Raw genomic sequence first — 20,981 nt, 5'->3', positions numbered from 1 at the left:
CATCGTCACAGTTGCGGCTGGTCGGGTCGGCGGTTGTCCAGACGAGACTTCTTGCGGCGCAACAGCACTCGTCTGCTGCCGTCGGTGTAGAGCCGCACCCGGGTCAGCTCCCAGCCCCGGTATTCGGCCTCGATGGACAGCCGGATGGACGCGCTGACACGGGTCACCTCAGGCGGCAGGCGCAGCGGCACCCACTCGTATTCGTCGGACAGCTCGGTGTCCCAGCCCACGGGCAACTGACTTCGGCGCGGCGCGGTCAACGCTTACCCGCCGCGTGATCGATGACCTGAACCCCCGCACCGGACCCCGACACCACGTACAAGGTGTCTGACGCTTCATCGAAGGCCAGTGAGTTCGGTTGCTGCACGGTCGGGTAACGCACCTTTTCGACGGGAATTCCGGTGGACAGATCGTAACCAATCACCATATTGGAAGCGGTCTGGGTTACCCAGCTCAACTCGCGGGAGCCGGCCAGGCCGTATGGCGCCTGGGGAACCGGATAGGCCTGTCGCAAGATCAGCGGGTCGACGCCGTACACCAGCAGCTGGCCGCCCCGGGTGTCGGCGACCAGCACCCGGCCCCACGGGTCCGCGGCCATGGTGGTTGCGCCTTCGCCCGCCCGCAACGCCTGGCGGGCTTGACCGTCGGCGCCGATCGTGGTCACCGAGGTTTGCCCCCGGTCCAGGACCGCCGTCGTATTCCCTTGCGTGGCAAGCGCATCGACGCGGGCGAAGATCTTGGTCCGGCTGCCGACGGTAGCGGTGTCGACGCTGCCCGGCGTCGGCGAGGCAAGGGTATAGACGGCCCCGTCGGCGCTGCCCAGCACCAGTTTGCCGTCGGCGCGTTGGGCCACCGCGGTGAAGTCGGCCTGCTCGGCGTCGGTGACGTTCACCTGCCTCGTGTGGCCGGTAGTCAGGTCGATTACGACATAGCCACCCCGGACGGCCAGGAAGAGCCTGCCGTGGCCGTCGTCGGTCAACGACGTCGCCGGTACCGGCAGATCGATGACGCGCGGTGCGGCCCTGGGGTCACCGAAGATGGTGACGGTGGCAGGCCCGGGCGGAGCGGCGGCGAGCGCCAGCACCGCCAGCTGGTGGGTGCCGCCGTCGAACGCCGCGGCGGAGGCGCGGGCGGCCAGCGCGCGCACCTCGCCGGCCGGGTTCTGCGACACCGGCGGCGACACGGCGGCCACGGCCGGTTCGATGGTGGGCGGCGCGGATTTGAATGTATTCGACGAACATCCCGTGACGGCGCCCAGCAAAAGCGCGATGCCAAGTAGACTCCGGTGAGCTGGCGCTCGGCGACGCATGTGCGTTGACAGCAATTATTTTCCCTCGCGTAACGACTATGGACTAGGCATACTAAGGAACGCCTTCGCATCCAATATGGCCATGTCGCCTACATCAAGTCCCGCGGGCGAGGTATGGTCGGGCCATGGCCGTCACCGTTGACCGGCATACCGCGGAGAAAGAGTTTGCTGTCGAGGATTTGTCGACAGGCATTTTCGCCAGCGGGTATGGACAAGTCGGTGATGGGCGCAGTTTTGCGTTCCACATCGAGCACCGATCGCTTGTCGTCGAGATTTACCGACCGCGCCTTGCCGGGCCAGTTCCCCAGGCGGATGAGGTGGTCGCCAGGGCGATCCGCAGCCTGGTCGATATCGACGTCTCCGACGAGCGCAGCCTGATCGCCGCCGTTCGTGACTCGGTGGCGCACGCGGTCCCGGTCACGCGCTAGTCAAGAACCCGCACCCGCACCGGGTACGGTCGTGATCGTGGTTTGGGCGACGTCTCGGTGGGACACCGCGGCATGACGGTCATCCTGTTGCGCCATGGTCGCTCCACCTCGAACACCGCCGGCGTCCTCGCCGGACGCTCCGAGGGCGTCGACCTTGACGACAAGGGCCGCGATCAGGCCGCCGGGCTGATCGACCGGATCGGTGACCTGCCCATCCGGGGGCTGATCAGTTCGCCACTGCTGCGTTGCCGGCGCACCGTCGAGCCGCTCGCCGAGGCGCTGTGCCTCGAGCCGCTCATCGAAGACCGGCTCGCCGAAGTGGACTACGGGGAGTGGACCGGCCGCAAGATCGCCGAGCTGGCCGGGGAGCCGCTGTGGCGGGTTGTGCAGGCCCACCCGAGCGCGGCGGTGTTCCCCGGCGGCGAGGGGCTGGCGCAGGTGCAGGCGCGCGCCGTGGCCGCCGTCCGGGAACACGATCGGCGGCTGGCGGCGGAGCACGGCGGCGACGCCCTGTGGGTGGCCTGCACTCACGGTGATGTCATCAAGGCGGTCGTCGCCGACGCCTACGGCATGCACCTGGACGCGTTCCAGCGGGTCACCGCCGACCCGGCGTCGGTGAGTGTGATCCGATACACCGAACTGCGCCCGTTTGTGTTGCACGTCAACCACACCGGTGCGAAGTTGGCTGCAGCGCTGCGGGCCGGACCGCCGCCCCAGGATGAGGCGAAGGCGAAGACGGACGGCGAGTCCGGGGCGGGGCCAACGGAACAGCCGGCCGCGCCCGTACCGTCCGGCGACGCGGTGCTCGGCGGCTCGACTGATTAATTCAGCTGTCGCGGGGCAATCGAATCGCACGGCGAAGGCAACAGCCGGTATTTTGGAGGTGCCATGGCCCGCGCAATTCACGTCTTCCGCACACCCGACCGCTTCGTGGCCGGGACCGTTGGTCAGCCCGGAAACCGCACGTTCTACATCCAGGCGGTGCACGATGCCCGGGTGGTGTCGGTGGTGTTGGAGAAGCAGCAGGTGGCGGTTCTGGCCGAGCGCATCGGTGCGCTGCTGCTCGAGGTGAATCGCAGGTTCGGCACCCCGGTGCCGCCGGAGCCCGCCGAGGTCGAAGACCTGAACCCGCTGATCACCCCCGTCGATGCCGAGTTCCGGGTCGGAACCATGGGCCTGGGCTGGGATTCGGAGGCCCAGACCGTGGTGGTCGAGTTGCTGGCCGTCACCGACGCCGAATTCGACGCGTCGGTCGTGCTCGATGACACCGACGAGGGGCCCGACGCGGTGCGGGTGTTCTTGACGCCGGAGTCGGCGCGGCAGTTCGCCTCGCGCTCCAACCGCGTCATCTCAGCGGGGCGCCCGCCGTGCCCGCTGTGCGACGAACCGTTGGATCCGGAGGGCCATATCTGCGCGCGCGCCAACGGGTATAGGCGCAGCGCGCTGCTCGGGCCTGACGATGAACTTGAGGCCTGACGACCGTGAGGTGTTGCGCAACGGCGAGCTGACGGTCATCGGACGCATCCGCTCAGCCAGCAACGCCACGTTCTTGTGCGAGTCCACGCTCGGCGAATCGACCGTGCACTGCGTCTACAAGCCGATCTCCGGCGAAGCCCCGCTGTGGGACTTTCCCGACGGAACGCTGGCCGGTCGCGAACTCGCGGCCTACCTGGTGTCGACGCAGTTGGGGTGGAACATCGTGCCCTACACGGTGATTCGTCACGGGCCGGCCGGTCCGGGCATGCTGCAACTCTGGGTGGACCAACCGGGCGACGCGGCCGACTCCGACCCGAGGCCCGGCCCTGACCTGGTCGACCTGTTTCCCGCCAACCAACCCCAACCCGGTTACCTGCCGGTGCTGCGGGCCTACGACTATGCCGGCGACGAGGTCGTGTTGATGCACGCCGACGACATCCGGCTGCGGCGGATGGCGGTCTTCGACGTGCTGGTCAATAACGCCGACCGCAAGGGTGGTCATGTTCTGCGTGACGTTGAGGGCCACATCTACGGCGTCGACCACGGTGTGTGCCTGCATGTCGAGAACAAGCTGCGCACGGTGCTGTGGGGCTGGGCCAACAAGCCGGTCGACCAGAAGATGATGGAGGCGGTCGCCGGGCTCACCGAGGCCCTGACGGGCGCGCTGTGCGACGAACTGGCCGAGCACATCACGCGGGCGGAGATCGCGGCGCTGCGCAGGCGCGCGCACGCGCTCCTGGACGATCCGGTGATGCCGGGACCCAACCGGCACCGACCCATTCCGTGGCCGGCCTTCTAGGGCCGGACGTGTGAGGCGATGGCAAGCGCGGCGTAGCCGGGCGCGGCCGGTCGCCGCCACGGGTTTAAGCCCCGCACGGGCGTCGGCGATACTGAACCGGTGAGCCAGGCCCCGGATGAGCTGACCGACGCCGCACTGGCCGCCGAACTCGCCGCGGACGCGGGGGAGTTGCTGCTGAAAGTGCGCGACGAGATCGGCTTCGGTCATCCGTGGGCGTTGGGCGACGCCGGGGACACCCTGGCCAACGAGCTGATCCTGCGGCGGCTACGCGCCGAGCGCCCTGACGATGCCGTGCTCAGCGAGGAGGCCTACGACGACCTGGTCCGACTCAAGCACGACCGGGTGTGGATCATCGACCCGCTGGATGGCACCCGTGAGTTTTCCACGCCGGGCCGCGACGACTGGGCAGTGCACATCGCGCTCTGGCAGCGTCCCAGCAACGGCCAGCGGGAGATCACCGACGCCGCGGTGTCGTTGCCGGCCCGCGGGAACACCGTGTACCGCACCGACACCGTGACTGCCGACGCCGCGCGCGTCGGCATACCGCACACGTTTCGCATCGCCGTCAGCGCCAGCCGGCCGCCCTTCGTGCTGCACCGGATGCGCCAATCGCTCGCGATCCAGCCGGTGGCCATCGGCTCGGCGGGCGCCAAGGCGATGGCCATCATCGACGGCGACGTCGACGCCTACCTGCACGCGGGCGGCCAGTGGGAGTGGGATTCGGCCGCGCCGGCCGGGGTGGTGATGGCCGCCGGGATGCACGCGTCCCGGTTGGACGGCTCGCCGATGCGCTACAACCAGTTCGATCCGTACCTACCCGACTTCGTGATGTGCCGCGCCGAGGTGGCACCGATCCTGCTCGCTGCCATCCGCGACGCATGGCGCTAGGCCACCGCGTTTAGAGTCGATGCCATGCAGTCGTGGGAGTTTCCGCCGCTTCCGGTGTTGCCGGGACGTGGCCCCGAGCTCCGGCTGTATGACACCTCCGACCGGCAGGTGCGGCCGGTGGCGGCCGGATCGACTGCGACCATGTACGTCTGCGGCATCACCCCGTATGACTCCACTCATCTCGGTCATGCGGCCACCTATCTGACCTTCGACCTGGTCTACCGACAGTGGCTGGACCTCGGCCACGCCGTGCACTACGTGCAGAACGTCACCGACGTCGACGATCCACTGTTCGAGCGCGCCGACCGCGACGGTGTCGACTGGCGTGAGCTCGGCGATCGTGAGGTCGCGCGCTTCCGCGAGGACATGGCGGCGCTGCGGGTCCTGCCGCCGCGCGATTACGTTGCGGCCACCCAGGCGATCCCCGAGGTGGTCGAGCTCGTCGAGAAGATGTTGGCGTCCGGGGCGGCGTACGTCGTCGACGGCGACTACCCGGACGTCTACTACCGGGCCGACGCCACGCCGCAGTTCGGCTACGAGTCCGGCTACGACCGCGAAACCATGCTGCGGCTCTTCGAGCAGCGCGGCGGCGACCCACGGCGGCCCGGCAAGAGCGACGAGCTGGACGCCCTGCTGTGGCGCGCCGCGCGGCCGGGGGAGCCGAGCTGGCCGTCACCGTTCGGCGACGGCCGGCCCGGCTGGCACGTCGAGTGCGCGGCGATCGCCCTCAGCCGCATCGGCAGCGGCCTGGACATCCAGGGTGGGGGCAGCGACCTGATCTTCCCGCACCACGAGTTCACCGCCGCACACGCCGAATGTGTCCGAGGCGAACGGCGATTCGCCCGGCACTATGTGCATGCCGGGATGATCGGCTGGGACGGCCACAAGATGTCGAAGAGCCGCGGCAACCTGGTGCTGGTGTCGACGTTGCGCGCGCAGGGCGTCGAGCCGGCGGCCATCAGGCTGGGCCTCCTGTCCGCGCACTACCGCGCCGACCGGTTCTGGAGCCAGCAGGTGCTCGACGAGGCCAACTCCCGGCTGCGGCGCTGGCGCACCGCGACCGGCCTGCCCGCCGGCCCGGACGCCGCCGATGTGATCGCGCGGGTGCGCCAATACCTGGCCGACGACCTGAACACACCCAAAGCGCTTGCCGCGCTTGATGGTTGGTCCACCGATGCCCTCGAATACGACGGCCACGACACCGAGGCGCCGAAGCTGGTGGCAACCGCGATCGATGCGCTGCTCGGGGTAGAACTCTAAAGGCGGTACCTTGACGCCATGACGTCGCTGCAGGACAGAGTTGTTTTGATCACCGGCGGGGCCCGGGGGATCGGGGCCGAGGTCGCCCGCCGGCTGGGCAAGAAGGGCGCCAAGCTCGTGCTCACCGACCTCAACGACGCCGAGCTGGCCGCGCTGGCCGCCGAGATCGGCGGCGACCGGGTGCTGACCGCGGTCGCCGACGTGCGCGACCTGCCGGCCATGCAGGCCGTGGCCGCTCAGGCGGTCGAGCGCTTCGGCGGCATCGACGTTGTGGTGGCCAACGCCGGCATCGCCAGCTACGGGTCGGTGTTACAGGTCGATCCCGAGGCATTCAAGCGGGTGATGGACATCAACGTGCTCGGCGTCTTCAACACCGTGCGCGCCACGCTGCCGGCGGTGATCGAGCGCCGCGGCTACGTGCTGATCGTCTCGTCGCTGGCCGCCTACGCCGCCTGTCCGGGCCTGGCCCCCTACAACGCGTCGAAGGCCGCCGTCGAGATCTTCGCCAACGCGCTGCGGCTGGAGGTTGCCCACCGCGGCGTCAGCGTAGGCTCGTCGCACATGTCGTGGATCGACACCGCACTGGTCCGCGACACCGAGGCCGACCTGCCCGCCTTCGGCAAGCTGCTCGCCAGCTTCCCGTGGCCGCTGAACAAGACCACCACCGTCGACAAATGCGCGGACGCGTTCGTCAAGGGCATCGAGGCTCGCCGGAATCGGATCTACTGCCCGCGCTGGGTGGCCCTGTTCCGCTGGATCAAGCCGGTGCTGTCCACCCCGGCCGGGGAACTGCCCCTGCACAAACCCACCGCGGAGCTGCTGCCCCAACTGGACGCCCAGGTGGTCGCGCTCGGGCGCTCCACCAGCGCCTACAACCAGGGCTTGGGCAAAAAGGCTTAGCGGCCGAGGTTTACCGCCCGAACCCGGGGCGGCGGCGGCGCAAATACCGCTCGAACTCGGCGGCGAGCGCGTCGCCGTCGATCTTGCCCAGGGCATCGTTCATGTCGACCTCAGCGTCGCCGCGCTGCTCCAGCGACGACACGTATTCGGCCAAATCCTCGTCCTCGGAAGCCATCTCGGTGATGGCCTGCTCCCACTCCTCGGCCTCCGTCGGCAGGTCGGCCAGCGGAACCTCGATGTCGAGCACATCCTCGACGCGGCGCAGCAGCGCCACCGTCGCCTTCGGGTTCGGCGGCTGCGACACGTAGTGCGGCACCGCCGCCCAGAACGTCACGGCGGGAATCCCGGCGGCCACGCAGGCGTCCTGGAACACCCCGGCGATGCCGGTCGGGCCCTCGTAGCGGCTCTCCTCGAGCCCAAAGCGCTTCGCCGACTCGGGGGAGTAGGCCGCGCCCGAGACCGGCACCGGCCGGGTGTGCGGCGTGTCGGCCAGCAGGGCGCCCAGAATGACCACGGTGTCCACGTTGAGCTTGTCGGCGATGGCGACCAATTCGGCGCAGAAGGTGCGCCAGCGCATGTTGGGTTCCACCCCGTGCATCAGCACGACGTCGCGGTCGCTGCCCGGCGGGCGACAGTGCGAGATGCGCATCGCCGGCCACACCAGCTCGCGGGTCACGCCGTCGACCTGCCGAATGACCGGGCGATTCACCTGGTAGTCGTAATATGCCTCGTCGTCGATCTCCAGGATCGGGTCGGCTTCCCAGATGGCCTCGAGGTGCTCGAGCGCGTCGCTGGCCGCGTCGCCGGCGTCGTTCCAGCCCTCAAACGCCGCCACGACGATGGTGTTGTGCAGTTCGGGCAGCGCGGCTTCTCTGTCGGGGAGGCCCTGGGGCGGGGTCACAGATTTAGCGTACGGCCTTGCGCCCCGATGTTCGGTGCGCGGTGGCCGTCGATTGCCGGCCGATGGGCGCTTCACCGGGGGATTTGCATAGGCCGACTATCCTTATAGAGGTGGCTGCCGCTAACGAACATCGCTACGACACCGACATCCTCGACACTTTCGCGCAGCGGGTGACGGTCGGCGACGCGGTCGAGACGAAATACGTTCAGCTGCAAACTGGTTAACATTGGTAACTACGACATCGCCGACACGATCCGCAAGGTGGCGCGTACGGGCACTGCGAACGCCAAGCGGGTCACGTCGAGCTGGGCGTCCAGACGTCGAGTGGGGACGTAGACTTTTCTGGTCGAGAGGCGTTGCAACGGTTCGCCGGTCCATGCCGGTATCCGCCACGCTCGGCAGAGTCAAGGACGCCTTCCGCCATGGAAGGAACGTACGTGAACGCCCCTAATAGCGCCCCGGCGTCAGAGACCTTCGTGCCGAACATCCGCCCCGACTGCACCGACGAGCTGACGACCGCTCTGCGCGAGCGGATCATGGTGATCGACGGTGCGATGGGCACGGCGATCCAGCGGGACCGGCCTGACGAGGCCGGCTACCGCGGCGACCGGTTCACGGAGTGGCCGACCGCTCTTCAGGGCAACAACGACCTGCTCAACCTGACGCAGCCGCAGATCATCGAGGGGATCCACCGCGAGTACCTCGAGGCGGGCGCCGACATCCTGGAGACCAACACGTTCAACGCGAACGCGGTCTCGCTCTCCGACTACGGCATGCAGGACCTGAGCTACGAGCTGAACTACGCCGGTGCTGCCCTGGCCCGCAAAGCCGCCGACGAGTTCAGCACCCCGGAGAAGCCCCGCTACGTCGCCGGCGCAATCGGGCCGACTACGCGCACCGCGTCGATCTCGCCGGATGTCAACGACCCCGGAGCCCGCAACGTCTCCTATGACCTGCTGGTCGCTGCCTACCTCGAAGCCGCCAACGGCCTGGTCGACGGTGGTGCCGACCTGCTCATCATCGAGACGATCTTCGACTCGCTGAACGCCAAGGCGGCGGTGTTCGCCGTTGAGACGCTGTTCGAGGAGCGCGGACGACGCTGGCCGGTGATCATTTCGGGGACTATCACCGATGCTTCCGGGCGGACGTTGTCCGGCCAGGTCACCGAGGCGTTCTGGAACTCCATCAGGCACGCCAAGCCGCTGGCGGTCGGCCTGAACTGCGCGCTGGGCGCGCCGGAGATGAGGCCCTACATCGCCGAGATGGCGCGGATCGCGGACACCTTCGTCTCGTGCTACCCGAACGCCGGCCTGCCCAACGCCTTCGGCGAATACGACGAGGACCCGGAGCGCCAGGCGAGCTATATCGCCGACTTCGCCGAGGCCGGCCTGGTCAACCTGGTCGGTGGCTGCTGCGGGACGGCGCCGCCGCACATCGCGGAAATCGCCAAGGTCGTCGAGGGCAAGCCACCGCGCGAGCTGCCGGAGACCGAGGTGGCCACCCGGCTTTCGGGCCTGGAGCCGCTCAACATCACCGACGACTCCCTGTTCGTGAACATCGGTGAGCGCACCAACATCACCGGTTCGGCCCGGTTCCGCAACCTGATCAAGGCCGAGGACTACGACACCGCCCTGTCGGTCGCCCTGCAGCAGGTCGAGGTCGGTGCGCAGGTCATCGACATCAACATGGACGAGGGCATGATCGACGGCGTCGCCGCGATGGACCGGTTCACCAAGCTGATCGCGGCCGAGCCGGACATCAGCCGAGTCCCGGTGATGATCGACTCCTCCAAGTGGGAGGTCATCGAGGCGGGCCTGAAGAACGTGCAGGGCAAGCCGATCGTCAACTCGATCTCCATGAAGGAGGGCGAGGAGAAGTTCATTCGCGAGGCGCGGCTGTGCCGCAAGTACGGCGCCGCCGTGGTCGTGATGGCCTTCGACGAGCAGGGTCAGGCCGACAACCTGGAGCGCCGCAAGGAGATCTGCGGTCGTGCCTACCGGATCCTGACCGAAGAGGTCGGTTTCCCACCCGAGGACATCATCTTCGATCCGAACTGCTTCGCGCTGGCGACCGGTATCGAGGAGCACGCGACCTACGGGATCGACTTCATCGAGGCCTGCTCCTGGATCAAGGAAAACCTTCCCGGGGTGCACATCTCCGGCGGTATCTCGAACGTGTCGTTCTCGTTCCGGGGCAACAACCCCGTGCGCGAGGCGATCCATTCGGTGTTCCTGTTCCACGCCATCAAGGCCGGCCTGGACATGGGCATCGTCAACGCCGGTGCGCTGGTGCCCTACGACTCGATCGACCCCGAGCTGCGGGACCGGATCGAGGATGTCGTCCTGAACCGTCGCGAGGACGCGGCCGAACGGCTCCTGGAGATCGCTGAACGGTTCAACAGGTCGGAGAAGTCCGAAGACCCGACGGCGGCCGAATGGCGCAGCCTCCCGGTCCGCGAGCGGATCACGCACGCCCTGGTCAAGGGCATCGACGCCCACGTCGATGCCGACACCGAGGAACTACGGGCCGAGATCGCCGCCGCGGGTGGTCGCCCGATCGAGGTGATCGAGGGCCCCCTGATGGACGGCATGAACGTCGTCGGTGACCTGTTCGGCTCGGGCAAGATGTTCCTTCCCCAGGTCGTGAAGTCGGCCCGGGTCATGAAGAAGGCCGTTGCGTACCTGCTGCCGTTCATCGAGGCGGAGAAGGAAGAGTCGGGCGCTGCTGCGGGCAAGGACACCAACGGCACGATCGTGATGGCGACCGTCAAGGGTGACGTCCACGACATCGGCAAGAACATCGTCGGAGTCGTCTTGCAGTGCAACAACTTCGAAGTGATCGACCTCGGCGTGATGGTGCCAGCCGAGAAGATCCTGGCCGCTGCGAAGGAGCACGACGCCGACATCATCGGGCTGTCCGGCCTGATCACCCCGTCCCTCGACGAGATGGTGAACTTCGCCGTCGAGATGGAACGCCAGGGCCTGGAGATCCCGCTGCTGATCGGTGGTGCGACCACGTCGCGCGCCCACACGGCCGTGAAGGTGTCGCCGCGCCGCAGCGGTCCGGTGGTCTGGGTCAAGGACGCGTCCCGCTCGGTGCCGGTCGCTGCCGCACTTCTCGACGACAAGCAGCGTCCAGCGCTGCTGGAGGCCACCGAGAAGGACTACGCGTCGCTCCGCGAACGGCACGCCCAGAAGAACGAGCGGCCGATGGTGACGCTGGAGAAGGCCCGGGCCAACCGGACGCCGATCGAGTGGGACGGCTACACGCCGCCGGTGCCCGCCCAGGGCCTCGGTGTGCGGCAATTTCTTGACTATGACCTCGCCGAGTTGCGCGAGTACATCGACTGGCAGCCGTTCTTCAACGCATGGGAGATGAAGGGCAGGTTCCCCGACATCCTCAACAACCCCGTCTCGGGCGAGGCGGCCCGCAAGCTGTACGACGACGCCCAGGAGATGCTCGACACCCTGATCAAGGAGAAGTGGCTGACCGCCAACGGGGTGATCGGGTTTTTCCCGGCCAACGCCATCCCTGGCGGCGAGGACGTCGAGGTGTACACCGATGAGACCCGTACCGAGGTGCTGACGACGTTGCACAACCTGCGCCAGCAGGGCGAGCACCGCGACGGCATCCCGAACCGGTCGCTGGGCGACTACATCGCGCCCAAGGGCACCGGTCTGGCTGACTACGTCGGCGCCTTCGCTGTCACCGCGGGCCTCGGCAGCCAGGAAAAGATCGCGGAGTTCAAGGCGGCCGTCGACGACTACAGCGCGATCCTGCTCGAGTCGATCGCCGACCGGCTGGCGGAGGCTTTCGCCGAACGGATGCACCAACGGGTCCGCAAGGAGTTCTGGGGGTTCCAGCCCGACGAGCAGCTGGACAACGAGGCACTCATCGGTGAGAAGTACGTGGGAGTCCGCCCAGCCCCGGGCTACCCGGCCTGCCCGGAGCACACCGAGAAGGCGACGCTCTGGAAGTTGATGGACGTCAAGGAGCGGACTGGTATCGAGTTGACGGAGTCGATGGCGATGTGGCCGGGTGCCGCCGTCAGCGGCTGGTATTTCTCGCACCCGCAGTCGCAGTACTTCGTGATCGGTCGGATGGCCCAGGACCAGGTCGCCGACTACGCGAAGCGCAAGGGCTGGACTCTGCGGGAAGCCGAGCGCTGGCTCGGCCCGAACCTCGGCTACAACCCCGAGGACTGAGTCAACGGAGACAACCCGCGGCAGCGGTGGACGCTCCTAGATGCGCAGCACCGGCGCCAAGGCGGACAGCGGGATGTGCGCCTGCACCGTGCCGCCGTCCATGAACCACTGCATGACGCCGGGCGTGAAGTTGAGGGGCTCGTCGTGAGCCACCGGATAGTCCGGCATGTACAGGATCAACTCGTCCGGAGTCACCGCCCAGGCCTTGTAGGCCCCGGAGTACACCTTGTCCGGAGTCCAGCGGTCGACGGTGAACGGGTAGGTTCCCGGGTCGTGTTGCGGCGGCGCCTGATTGAGCGCGGTTTCGATAAACGGTTGAGCCAGTGGGGGAATGGCCGTCAGCGGATTTGACGTCGTCAGATCCGCGAGCTGCACCCGCCGGCCGCTTGCCATGTCGAACGTGAAGGTCCGGTAGGCGTTGTTGGGCTTCGGCCCGTCGGCGTGGTAGTCCTCGTGGAACACGGCGCTCAGTAGATTGCCGTGCCGGAATACTTCGAAGTTCTCCTCGCCGTAGCTGTCGGCGGCCATGGCGCCGTTGGCCGTCTTCCAATTGTTGACCAGGGTGTGCAGGTAGTCGCGGATCACCGGGCCCGTGGTGGGGTTGTCGACCAGGTCGTCGGGCACCGCGACCTTGATGTCCCGGACGGCCTTGCGTTCCGACGTGACCGAGGTGTGGCAGTACTGGCCGTCCCAGTCGCCGCCGAGCTCGCCGCAGAACGACGGCGCGGATGCGTGCGCGTGAGCCGTGCCGGGAATCGTTGCGGCGGCGATCATCACCGATGCCGCGAGTATTCGCCGCATCACAGCAGCTGGACCTTGCTTGCCCGCCAGCGACCATCGACCTTTTCCATGGTCATCTTGATCCGGCTGCGGTCGATGCGCGGGTCGGGCGCCGCGGTGTTGGTGACCGTCTGGTCGATGAAGACCAGCACGACAACCTTGTTCGCCGACTCGGACTGAATCGCCGAGTCCACCACCACGCCGTGTGCGGTGGCCTTGTTGTCGATCAGCAGCTGCCGAAGCTTGACGCTGGACTGGGTGTACATGTCCTTGAACTCGCCCGTCGCGCCATCGAGAACCTGCCTGAAGTTCTCGTCGACCTTGTTCGAATCAATGCTCGTCAGCACTTGCGCGTAGGCGATGGCCGCCTGTTGGGCCTGGTCGCCGGCCAGTTTGACCTGATGTTCTTGCCACAGCCGCCAGCCGAGGAACCCCGAAACGGCAAGTGAGGCAACGAGTAACACCGGCAACACGCTGCGACGCAGATAGTGTTTCCACGGGCGCTTAGGGCGGTCGCTCTCGCGACGCTTGCCTTTGAGCAGCGCACCGACGTCCTCGTCTTCCTCGGATTGCCCATCATCGTCTTCGTCGGAGGCCTCGTCGACGGCATCGGTGGATTCTTCGATGCGTGCCTCGTCGGCGTCTTCGGTTGCGGGTTCCGGTGTTTCGGCGTCCCGCTCCACTTCGGCGCGCGCCTTGGCCTTCGGGTTCTTCTTGGTGGTCACGATCACGGTCATCTCCTAGGGATCGGCTCAGATGTTCGGGTTCAGTGGGGCGGTTCGATCGGCAGCGGCGGCCCGCCGTAGGGGGTGGGAATGGTGTAGCGGCCTCGGGGGGTCGGGTCGGTCCGTTGGCCCAGGTCCGCTCCCGGCGGCGGACCGGCGGTGTCGTCGCCGCCCGGCCGCGGCGCGTTCTTGGCGCCGCGGATCGAGACCGCGGGGTCGTCGTCGCGGCAGTAGGTGTACATGAACGGCTCGTAGTAGTCGGCGGCGGAGGAGGCGTGCGATGGCGTCCCGTAGTCGCACACGTAGCGGGGATAGAGGTCGGCCGTCGCCCACACCCCGTGGTCGTGGAAGGTGCTCGTCACCGCGTCCAGCACCGAACCACGGTAGTCGGGGAACAGCGCGTTGAGCGCCGGCACCCGCAGATAGAACAGTTGCGACATGGTGGCCATGCTGCCCAGCAGCTGCACCATCGTGTCGGAATTGTCGGAGAACAGGTTGTCGACAGCCGACAGTGTGCGCGGCGTCCGGTCGGTCAAGCGGCGGTAGCCGGCTTGCATCCTGGCCACGCCGGTCAGTGTTTTGTCGAGTTCCGTTGCGGCAGCACCCAAGCCGGCGTTCTTGTCGCTTGCCAGTGTGAGCACGACCCGGCTGGTCTTGATGATGCTGGTGGTTTGGGGCAGCACCGAATCAAGGGTCGACAGCAGGAACGTCCCGCCGTCGACGATGGCGGTCAGCTTCGCCGGGCCCTCCTTGCTCAGGCTCAGCTCCTTTTTGATCAACTCGAGCTTGTGGGGGTCAACCTGGGCCAGTAGCCCGTCGGCGTCGGCGAGCAACTGCGCCAAGCTGACCGGGACGGTGGTGTGGTCCGAGGTGATGAGGCTGCCGTCGTGCAGGTACGGTCCGGCGTCGGATGCGGCCTCAAAGTTGATGTATTGCTCACCGGCCGGCGAGAGCGCCGACACGTGGACGAAGCTGTTGGCCGGGATCCGCACCTTCGACGCGATGCTGGCGACGGCGTTCACCCCGTTGTCGGTGATCTGCAGCGACTCGATCCGGCCAACGCGCACTCCTCGCAGCGCGACATCCTGATTCGGCAGCAGGCCGCCGGATTCCGCCAACTGCACGGTGACCCGGTAGGACGAGGCGAATGGCTTCACCCGCAACGCGCCGATGAGCAGGTAGGCGGTGGCAACGACCAAGATGAGTACCAGCCCCGCCACCGACAGCCAGACCTGGTGCCGGTGACCGGTACGCACCGCTCGCACAACGGTATTGGCGAAGTTGTCGACGGCGCGGATCATGGTTGCGGTCCTGGCGTGGCCGGTGCCGGTGGTGGCCCGGGGGCGACGTCGATTTGGCCCGGGATGTTCGGGTCAGGTATGACGGGAACCTGCGGCGAGTTCGGACCGCGGCCGACGACACGTTCCTGCAGCCGCCAGAGGGTGTATTTGAGGGTGCCGACGAGCAGGTTCACGTTGTAGTGGTGCGGTCCGTGCAGCCCGATGTCACCGGGGAATCCAATATCGGGGATCGAACCGAGCATGATCTTGTCTACGCCTACGTTCACCGAAATCGAGTTTCCTGCAGTCGATTTGACCAGCGCGGGAATCAGCCGGTTAAGCGCCAGCCAGCTGGTATCCGGGCTCATCGCGACGTCGTTGGCGGCCCCGGCGACCGTGTTCAGGTCACGGATGATGCTGCGGCCGCTGGTGTCGGTCCCACCGATCGACGGGAACCTGGCCAGCAACCGGGATGTGTCACCCACCTGCACGGCGAGATCGGAAAGCTGGGTGGTGTTGTCGGCCAGTGCCGAAGTTGCGGGACTGGCCGCCGCCATCAGGTCGGTGATTGTTTGGTTCTTGGCGTCGAGTTGGTCGGCCAGTCGCGACAATTGGGTCAACGCGTTCGAGATCTGATCGGACCGGGAATCCAGTCTCCCGAGCAACTCGTTGGACTTGCGGATCATGTCCCCGAAGGCCTGGCCCTGGTCACCGGTCGCTTTGCCGAAACCGTTGATGATGTTGGTGAAATTGCGTACCGCACCGCCATTCACCAGAATCGCCGCTGAGCTCAGCACCGACTCGACGGTCGCCGCGGCCGCCGTCGAATCCAGGCCGATCGTGTCGCCGTTTCTCAACAGTGGCCCGTCGGGATCGCCCGCGGCCGGCGGCTTGAGCGCGACGAACACGTCGCCCAGTGGTGTCGCGGTGCGCAATTCGGCGGTGCTGCCCCGGGGCAATCGCACTCCGTCCCTGATGCGCAGCCGGGTGACCGCGGTGTAGTTGCGTGCGACCATCGATTCGAGCTGGCCGACGTCGGCGCCGGCGAGCTTCACCTTGGCGTTCATCGGCAGGTTGAGCGCGTTGGAGAACACCGCGTTCAGCGAATAGCCTCCCGAGCCCAGCCCCGGCGCCGGAAGGGGCAGGCTGGCAAGGCCGTTCGTAGCGCATCCCGCGGTGACCATTGCCGCGGCCACCGCCGCAAGCATTCCCCGCGCGCCCGCGGTAGTCACTTCTGCCCCATGGCGGCCATTCCGTCCAGCACATAGGTCAAGCCGAAATCGGGGCCGAAATCCTGAATCGTCCCTGTGCTGCATCCCAGTTGCCGAAGGCCCATCAAGTTACAGATCTCTTTGGTGTACTGGCTGTCGAAGAGCAGCCGGTCCGTGAGGAAGCGTGCGCGCACGCTGCCGTTCGCCCGGTCGACCATGTTGTAGGCGTTGTCGGCCACCAGCGGAGCAAGGTCCAGGAGCTCGGCCAGGTCGCGCCGCTGGTCGGTCACCATCTTCAGCGTGGCATTGCCGTTGAGGGCGGCCTGCTTGATGTTGTCGCGGTTGGCGTCGAGCAGGTCGCCGGCCCGCTGGATCAGTTGATCCAGTTTGCGTCCCGTGCTGCCGCTGCCAATGTCCTCGTCGGCCATGATCTGGCTGACTTGGTGGATGGTGGAGGCGAATTCGCGCAACTTCGTGTCATTGGCGGCCACCGCATCGAACAGCGTGCTGATGTTTCTGACTATCGTGGTGATCTGCTCGCGGGTCGTGGCGCCGCCGTCGCTGGACAGGCGCAGCGCCTTGGAGAGCTCACCCAGCGCCGCTTTGATCTTCTCGCCGTTGCCTTTGACCACCTCGGTGCCGCCGCCGAGCACATCGGCGATCGGGCCGCCGCCATGTCCGTCGCCCTCGAGCGACTTGGTCACCTTGTCCAAAACGTTGAGGACACTGCTGAACTCGACAGGCGTCTTGGTGCGGGGCAAGCCGATGGTGTCGTGGTTTTCCAGGGTCGGTCCGCTGTGATAGGGCGGCGTGAGTTCGATCTGCCGGTCGGTGAGGATGGAGGTCGACACCGTGACGGCCTGCACGGTCGCGGGAATTTTGACGTGGCGGTCGACGGTGAATTCGACTTCGACATAGCCGCCCTTGGCATTGATCTTGGTGATCTTGCCGACCGGCATGCCCAGTACCGCCACCACGTTGCCCTCGTAGAGGCCCGAGGCGCTGTCGAATTGGGCGGTCACGGAGATCGTGTCCTCGTCGGAACCCAGGTACCACCAACCGATGCCGGCCACCGCTGCGATGACCGCGACGGCGGTGACGACGGCCACCGCTTTGGATGCCGGGCCCGTCACTTGCAGTCCTTGAAATACTGGATCATGCCGAATTGCTTGGCACGGCCACTGATCGCGCACATCCACGAGTCGATCAACGGAACGTTGGGGGCGTTGAAGTTGATCGCGTTGCCGTCACCCGTGAGGTTGGCCGCCTCCCGGAAGAAGATCGGACTGGTTTGCAGCATGCTGTGCAACAGATCGTCGTGCGCAGACATCAGGTTGGTGAAGTCCCGCATGTCTTTGATCAGCGCGTCCAGACCCGACCGGTCGTTGACAACAACCTGGCTCATGGTGTCGACAAGACTGGAGAGGGATTGCATCATCGCGTGGAAAACGGCGCGCCGCGCGACGAATTGGCCCAGCAGGTCTTGGCCCTGGTCGACCAGAGTGCCGATGCCGGCCTGCTGACGCCGCAGCGTGTTGGTCACCTGCTCGGTGCTGCGCAGCAGCTGCCCGAGTTGGTCACGTCGTACCGCGATGATCGACGACAGTGTGTTGATGTTCGAAATCGCCTGCGGCACAACCGCCGGTAGGCCCTCGAGCTGCTTGCCGAGCACCGCAAGCGATTGTGCGAACCGGTCGGAGTCGACCTGCTCGAAAGTGGTGGTGGCGTCCTGCAACGCGGCTTGCAGGTCGTAGGGCACCTCGGTGTGCGCCAAGTCGAAGGTGTTGTTCGGCAGGTGCGCCGGGCCGTTGGGTTCCAGCGCGAGGTAGCGCGAACCGAGAATGGTGGTGACCTTGATCTGCGCCCGGGAATCCTTGCCCAACGCGATGTTGTCCCGGATCTTCAGCCCCGCCTCCACATGGTCACCGACGAGTTTCATGCTGGTGACGTTGCCCACCGGGATGCCCGCGACCACGATCGGGTTGCCGGCCCGCAGCGAGGCCGCTTGCAGGAACTCCGCGGTGTAGTGCCGGTATCCGGCGCCGAGCGCATGCACCAGCAGCATGACCCCGATGATCACCGCGACCACCGCGACGGCGATGAACCCAAGCCAGGTCTTGTTGTAGCTTTCCAACGGACGCTTTTTCATCCGCGAAAACCGAAGCCGTACGGACGGGTCAGCCATCAGCCGTACTCCTGCATCTGGGGGTGTGCCATGCCTTGTTGCCCGGCGTCGCCGCGTTGATGATGATCGGCACCACGTCGTTGAGGCCGGGGAAGAACCCCATGAAGTTCACGTCGCACACGTAGGCATTGCCGTACGCTCCCTGATTGCCGACCCGGGTAAGCCCCTTCAGCAGCAGCGGGATGTTGTCGCCGAAGAAGGCCACCTGCGGTTCGACGTCCATGATGTGTTTGGTGACGCCGGGCTGGCGATCGATGAATTCGCGCAATGCGGGGTACACATCCGTGGCCGAGGCGGACAACCGGCCGGTCACCCGGGCCAGGGAACCCACCGAGCTGACCAGGTCCGGGCGCCGCGCGTCCAGCTCGCCGACGATGCTCCGGGTCTGCGTGATGACCCCGTCGAGGTCGTCGTTCTGCTGGGCCAGGTTGCCCATCACCTTGTCAAGATTGGTGATCACACTGCCAAGGGCCTGGTCGCGGCCCGCGAATGTCTCTGTGAGCGTAGACGTCTGGCCGACCAGCGTGGTGAGCGATGACGTGTCGCCTTGTAGCGACTGGATGATGCCCTTGGTGAGGTTGTCCGCGTCGTGGGGATTCAGCAGGCTGAACAATGGTTCGTAGCCGTTGAGCAGCGTAGTCACGTCGAAGGAGGGTTCGGTGCGTTCCAGCGGAATCGTGCTGCCGGGTGGGAGCGGCTCCGGACTGCCTTCCTTCCCCAGAGACAGTCCGAGGTAACGCTGACCGACGATGTTTTGATACGTCACCGACGCGAGGGTGTTGCCGAACAGCCGCTGTTCTTGCTGCACCACGAACGAGACTCTCGCCAGTTTCCCTTCGAGATCGATCTTTTCGACTCGGCCGACGCGCACTCCGGCCATCCGGACGTCGTCGCCTTCGCGAAGCCCGTACACGTCGCTGAACACCGCCGAATACTTGGCGGTGTTGCCGGCCACGTCGCGCCGCAGGCTCACATACACCAGCCACGTCAGGGTCAGCGAGACAACCATGAACAGGGTCAACGCGATGAGTGGGCCGCGAAACTTCATTTGGCCTCCCCGGGCGACTGAGCCGGTGGGTGAGCTAGCGACACCGTGGTGCCGCGGGCGACCGGACCCAGCAGCAACTCGGTGGCTTCGGTCGCGGGCGCGCCGGTGATCACGCCCAACACGTTTCGTTCGTACTGGCTCCCAACGGGTCCCACGTTCCCCCCGAAACGGGAGCCGCCAAAGGAGGCCTGCGGAATCCACGGCGCCTTGGGCGCCACCGGCGCGACCCACGGTTCGTGCGGTTGTGGTGTCGCGGGCGCCCCAGGCGACGGGTTATCGGGATTCGCGCTCCCGGGCACGGGTGGTGACGGCGTAATCCCCGCGGGCAGCGGGGGATTGGGGTCGGACAAGTTGGGGGTCGGGTTGATCAGCGGCGGACCCACCGCAACGAGGTTTCCGTCCGGACCGATCACGGTGCCGGGCGGCGGAGCCAGATCCTTGGGCGGTTGATAGTTCTGCGGCAGCAGCACGTCGGGCAGATCGGGCCGCACCGGAATCAGCGGTGCGGTGAAACAGCTGGGTCCCTTCAGCTCGCCGTAGTGCGGACAGTCGGCGCGCGTGTAGGTGGAGCTGGGGGTGAACGTCAGCATCGCGCGCATGTTGCCGAGATTGGTCTGTGGGTTCCAGACCTGCTCCATGAACTGGTTGGCCAGGTTGTCGAGTTTGGCGACCGCGGGCACGAAGTTGTTCGACTTCTGCGCCAGCACTCCCAGGACGGGGGTGAAATCGGTGGTGATTCGAATGAGTTGGTCGATGTGGTTTTCGAACGATTGTCGCGTCGTGCCGACCGTGTAGTCCGCGCCCGACAACAGCGAGGCCAGTTGCCCGCGGGTTTCGGCGAACGTCCGCATCGGCTCGACGGCCTGGTGCAACGCGTCGAGCAGATCGGGCGCCGTCTGCGCGAGCCCATTGGTCGCTTCCAGCAGTGCGGACACCGTCGAGGGGCCGGTGTCGGTGCTGACAATCGAATTGAGCTGATCGAGAAGGCGATTCAATTGCGCACCTGCGTTGAGCAGGCTCACCCGGCGGTGGTCGGTGGCGGCACCCAGCGCGGCCAGGATTCCCACCGACCTGTCATCGCGGTCGCGCCCGGCCGCGGCGAGCAGGTCGCGCAACTTGCTCACGGTCGTTTGAAACAGGACGGTCGGAAGCCGCTTGTCTTCCGGGATGTGCGCGCCATCGCGGATTTTCACGCCCGGGCCGTTGCCCACCAACTGAACCGACGACACGGCGAAGACATTGCTGGGCACCACCCGCGCGGTCACGTTGGCCGGAATCGACTTGGCGTATTCCTCTTTGAGGTCGATGTGGACATAGTTGGGTTCGCCGTGCGCTGCGGGGTCGACGCCGTTGACCGTCCCGACAAGAACGCCGTGGTATTTGACGTCCGACTTCTGCGGAAGGCCGTCGCCCACGTTCACCAGATCGGCGACCACCCGCACGTAATCGTTCAGCCGGCCGGTCGATTTGACCAACATCGCGGTGGTGAGCAGGGCGCTGACCACCACGACCGCAATGCCGATGCCGAACAGCTGCCGGTCGGACGGGCCGCGTCCGTCCATCTCAAAGGAATTGGGCATATCCGC

Annotated in this window: 19 protein-coding genes; 8 read left to right on the top strand and 11 right to left on the bottom strand. The window is 66.6% G+C overall.

Annotation, left to right across the window (positions count from 1 at the left end; all coding sequences use genetic code 11):
* Positions 1–5: 5 nt before the first annotated feature.
* On the bottom strand, positions 6–260 hold the full coding sequence (locus A5781_RS02665; protein ID WP_067200769.1) for a DUF5703 family protein: 255 nt from the start codon (positions 258–260) through the stop codon (positions 6–8).
* The gene (locus A5781_RS02660; RefSeq protein WP_067200766.1) at positions 257–1,309 is read right to left on the bottom strand and encodes a YncE family protein; all 1,053 of its coding nucleotides are present in this window, start codon (positions 1,307–1,309) and stop codon (positions 257–259) included. The genes A5781_RS02665 and A5781_RS02660 overlap by 4 nt, the downstream gene beginning before the upstream one ends.
* Before the next feature lie 125 nt (positions 1,310–1,434).
* Between A5781_RS02660 and A5781_RS02655 the strand changes: the two genes are divergently transcribed.
* The 7 genes from A5781_RS02655 (at position 1,435) to A5781_RS02625 (ending at position 7,060) form a co-directional block, all read left to right on the top strand.
* The gene (locus tag A5781_RS02655) at positions 1,435–1,737 is read left to right on the top strand and encodes a hypothetical protein (RefSeq protein ID WP_067200764.1); all 303 of its coding nucleotides are present in this window, start codon (positions 1,435–1,437) and stop codon (positions 1,735–1,737) included.
* Positions 1,738–1,809: 72 nt separating this feature from the next.
* On the top strand, positions 1,810–2,562 hold the full coding sequence (locus A5781_RS02650) for a histidine phosphatase family protein (protein WP_067200761.1): 753 nt from the start codon (positions 1,810–1,812) through the stop codon (positions 2,560–2,562).
* Positions 2,563–2,625: 63 nt separating this feature from the next.
* A complete protein-coding gene (locus tag A5781_RS02645) occupies positions 2,626–3,213 on the top strand; it encodes a DUF3090 domain-containing protein (protein WP_067200757.1) in 588 nt (195 codons plus the stop codon).
* The gene (locus tag A5781_RS02640; RefSeq protein ID WP_082939195.1) at positions 3,197–4,012 is read left to right on the top strand and encodes an SCO1664 family protein; all 816 of its coding nucleotides are present in this window, start codon (positions 3,197–3,199) and stop codon (positions 4,010–4,012) included. The genes A5781_RS02645 and A5781_RS02640 overlap by 17 nt, the downstream gene beginning before the upstream one ends.
* 99 nt (positions 4,013–4,111) lie before the next feature.
* Positions 4,112–4,900 (top strand): 3'(2'),5'-bisphosphate nucleotidase CysQ, encoded by a 789-nt coding sequence (locus A5781_RS02635; RefSeq protein ID WP_067200751.1) that lies wholly within the window; start codon positions 4,112–4,114, stop codon positions 4,898–4,900.
* Positions 4,901–4,924: 24 nt separating this feature from the next.
* Complete coding sequence (gene mshC, locus A5781_RS02630) at positions 4,925–6,160, top strand: cysteine--1-D-myo-inosityl 2-amino-2-deoxy-alpha-D-glucopyranoside ligase (protein ID WP_067200748.1); 1,236 nt, start codon at positions 4,925–4,927, stop codon at positions 6,158–6,160.
* Positions 6,161–6,178: 18 nt separating this feature from the next.
* A complete protein-coding gene (locus A5781_RS02625) occupies positions 6,179–7,060 on the top strand; it encodes an SDR family oxidoreductase (protein WP_067200745.1) in 882 nt (293 codons plus the stop codon).
* A gap of 10 nt (positions 7,061–7,070) precedes the next feature.
* Here A5781_RS02625 and A5781_RS02620 read toward each other — a convergent pair whose 3' ends face one another.
* Entirely contained in the window at positions 7,071–7,961 is an 891-nt protein-coding gene (locus A5781_RS02620) for a PAC2 family protein (RefSeq protein WP_067200743.1), read from the bottom strand.
* Between the two features lie 422 nt (positions 7,962–8,383).
* On the opposite strand from A5781_RS02620, the gene metH reads away from it, so the two are divergent.
* Positions 8,384–12,166, top strand: coding sequence for a methionine synthase (metH, locus tag A5781_RS02615; RefSeq protein WP_067200740.1), 3,783 nt, complete (start codon positions 8,384–8,386; stop codon positions 12,164–12,166).
* A gap of 36 nt (positions 12,167–12,202) precedes the next feature.
* Here the strand turns inward: metH and A5781_RS02610 are convergent, their stop codons facing one another.
* Genes A5781_RS02610 through A5781_RS02575 form a run of 8 tightly spaced genes read right to left on the bottom strand, consistent with a single transcriptional unit; the run spans position 12,203 to position 20,975 of the window.
* Positions 12,203–12,970, bottom strand: coding sequence for a mannan-binding family protein (locus A5781_RS02610; protein ID WP_156622633.1), 768 nt, complete (start codon positions 12,968–12,970; stop codon positions 12,203–12,205).
* Positions 12,967–13,683 carry a tetratricopeptide repeat protein gene (locus tag A5781_RS02605; protein ID WP_067200737.1) on the bottom strand — a complete coding sequence of 239 codons (717 nt, stop codon included), beginning with the start codon at positions 13,681–13,683 and terminating at the stop codon, positions 12,967–12,969. Before A5781_RS02605 ends, A5781_RS02610 begins: the two co-directional genes overlap by 4 nt.
* Positions 13,684–13,712: 29 nt before the next feature.
* A complete protein-coding gene (locus A5781_RS02600) occupies positions 13,713–14,972 on the bottom strand; it encodes an MlaD family protein (protein ID WP_067200734.1) in 1,260 nt (419 codons plus the stop codon).
* Complete coding sequence (locus A5781_RS02595; RefSeq protein ID WP_197503661.1) at positions 14,969–16,183, bottom strand: MlaD family protein; 1,215 nt, start codon at positions 16,181–16,183, stop codon at positions 14,969–14,971. Before A5781_RS02595 ends, A5781_RS02600 begins: the two co-directional genes overlap by 4 nt.
* Positions 16,180–17,295 carry an MCE family protein gene (locus tag A5781_RS02590; protein WP_067200728.1) on the bottom strand — a complete coding sequence of 372 codons (1,116 nt, stop codon included), beginning with the start codon at positions 17,293–17,295 and terminating at the stop codon, positions 16,180–16,182. The genes A5781_RS02595 and A5781_RS02590 overlap by 4 nt, the downstream gene beginning before the upstream one ends.
* A complete protein-coding gene (locus A5781_RS02585) occupies positions 17,292–18,347 on the bottom strand; it encodes an MCE family protein (protein WP_067200725.1) in 1,056 nt (351 codons plus the stop codon). Before A5781_RS02585 ends, A5781_RS02590 begins: the two co-directional genes overlap by 4 nt.
* Positions 18,340–19,395, bottom strand: a complete 1,056-nt coding sequence (locus tag A5781_RS02580) for an MlaD family protein (RefSeq protein ID WP_067200722.1) — start codon at positions 19,393–19,395, stop codon at positions 18,340–18,342. Before A5781_RS02580 ends, A5781_RS02585 begins: the two co-directional genes overlap by 8 nt.
* Positions 19,392–20,975 (bottom strand): MlaD family protein, encoded by a 1,584-nt coding sequence (locus A5781_RS02575; protein ID WP_067200719.1) that lies wholly within the window; start codon positions 20,973–20,975, stop codon positions 19,392–19,394. The genes A5781_RS02580 and A5781_RS02575 overlap by 4 nt, the downstream gene beginning before the upstream one ends.
* Positions 20,976–20,981: the final 6 nt, after the last annotated feature.

The organism is Mycobacterium sp. 852002-30065_SCH5024008 (assembly GCF_001665645.1).
GTDB classification, from domain to species: domain Bacteria; phylum Actinomycetota; class Actinomycetes; order Mycobacteriales; family Mycobacteriaceae; genus Mycobacterium; species Mycobacterium paraffinicum.
The sequence above is the reverse complement of the archived record's forward strand: the minus strand, read 5'-3'. Positions and strand labels throughout refer to the sequence as shown.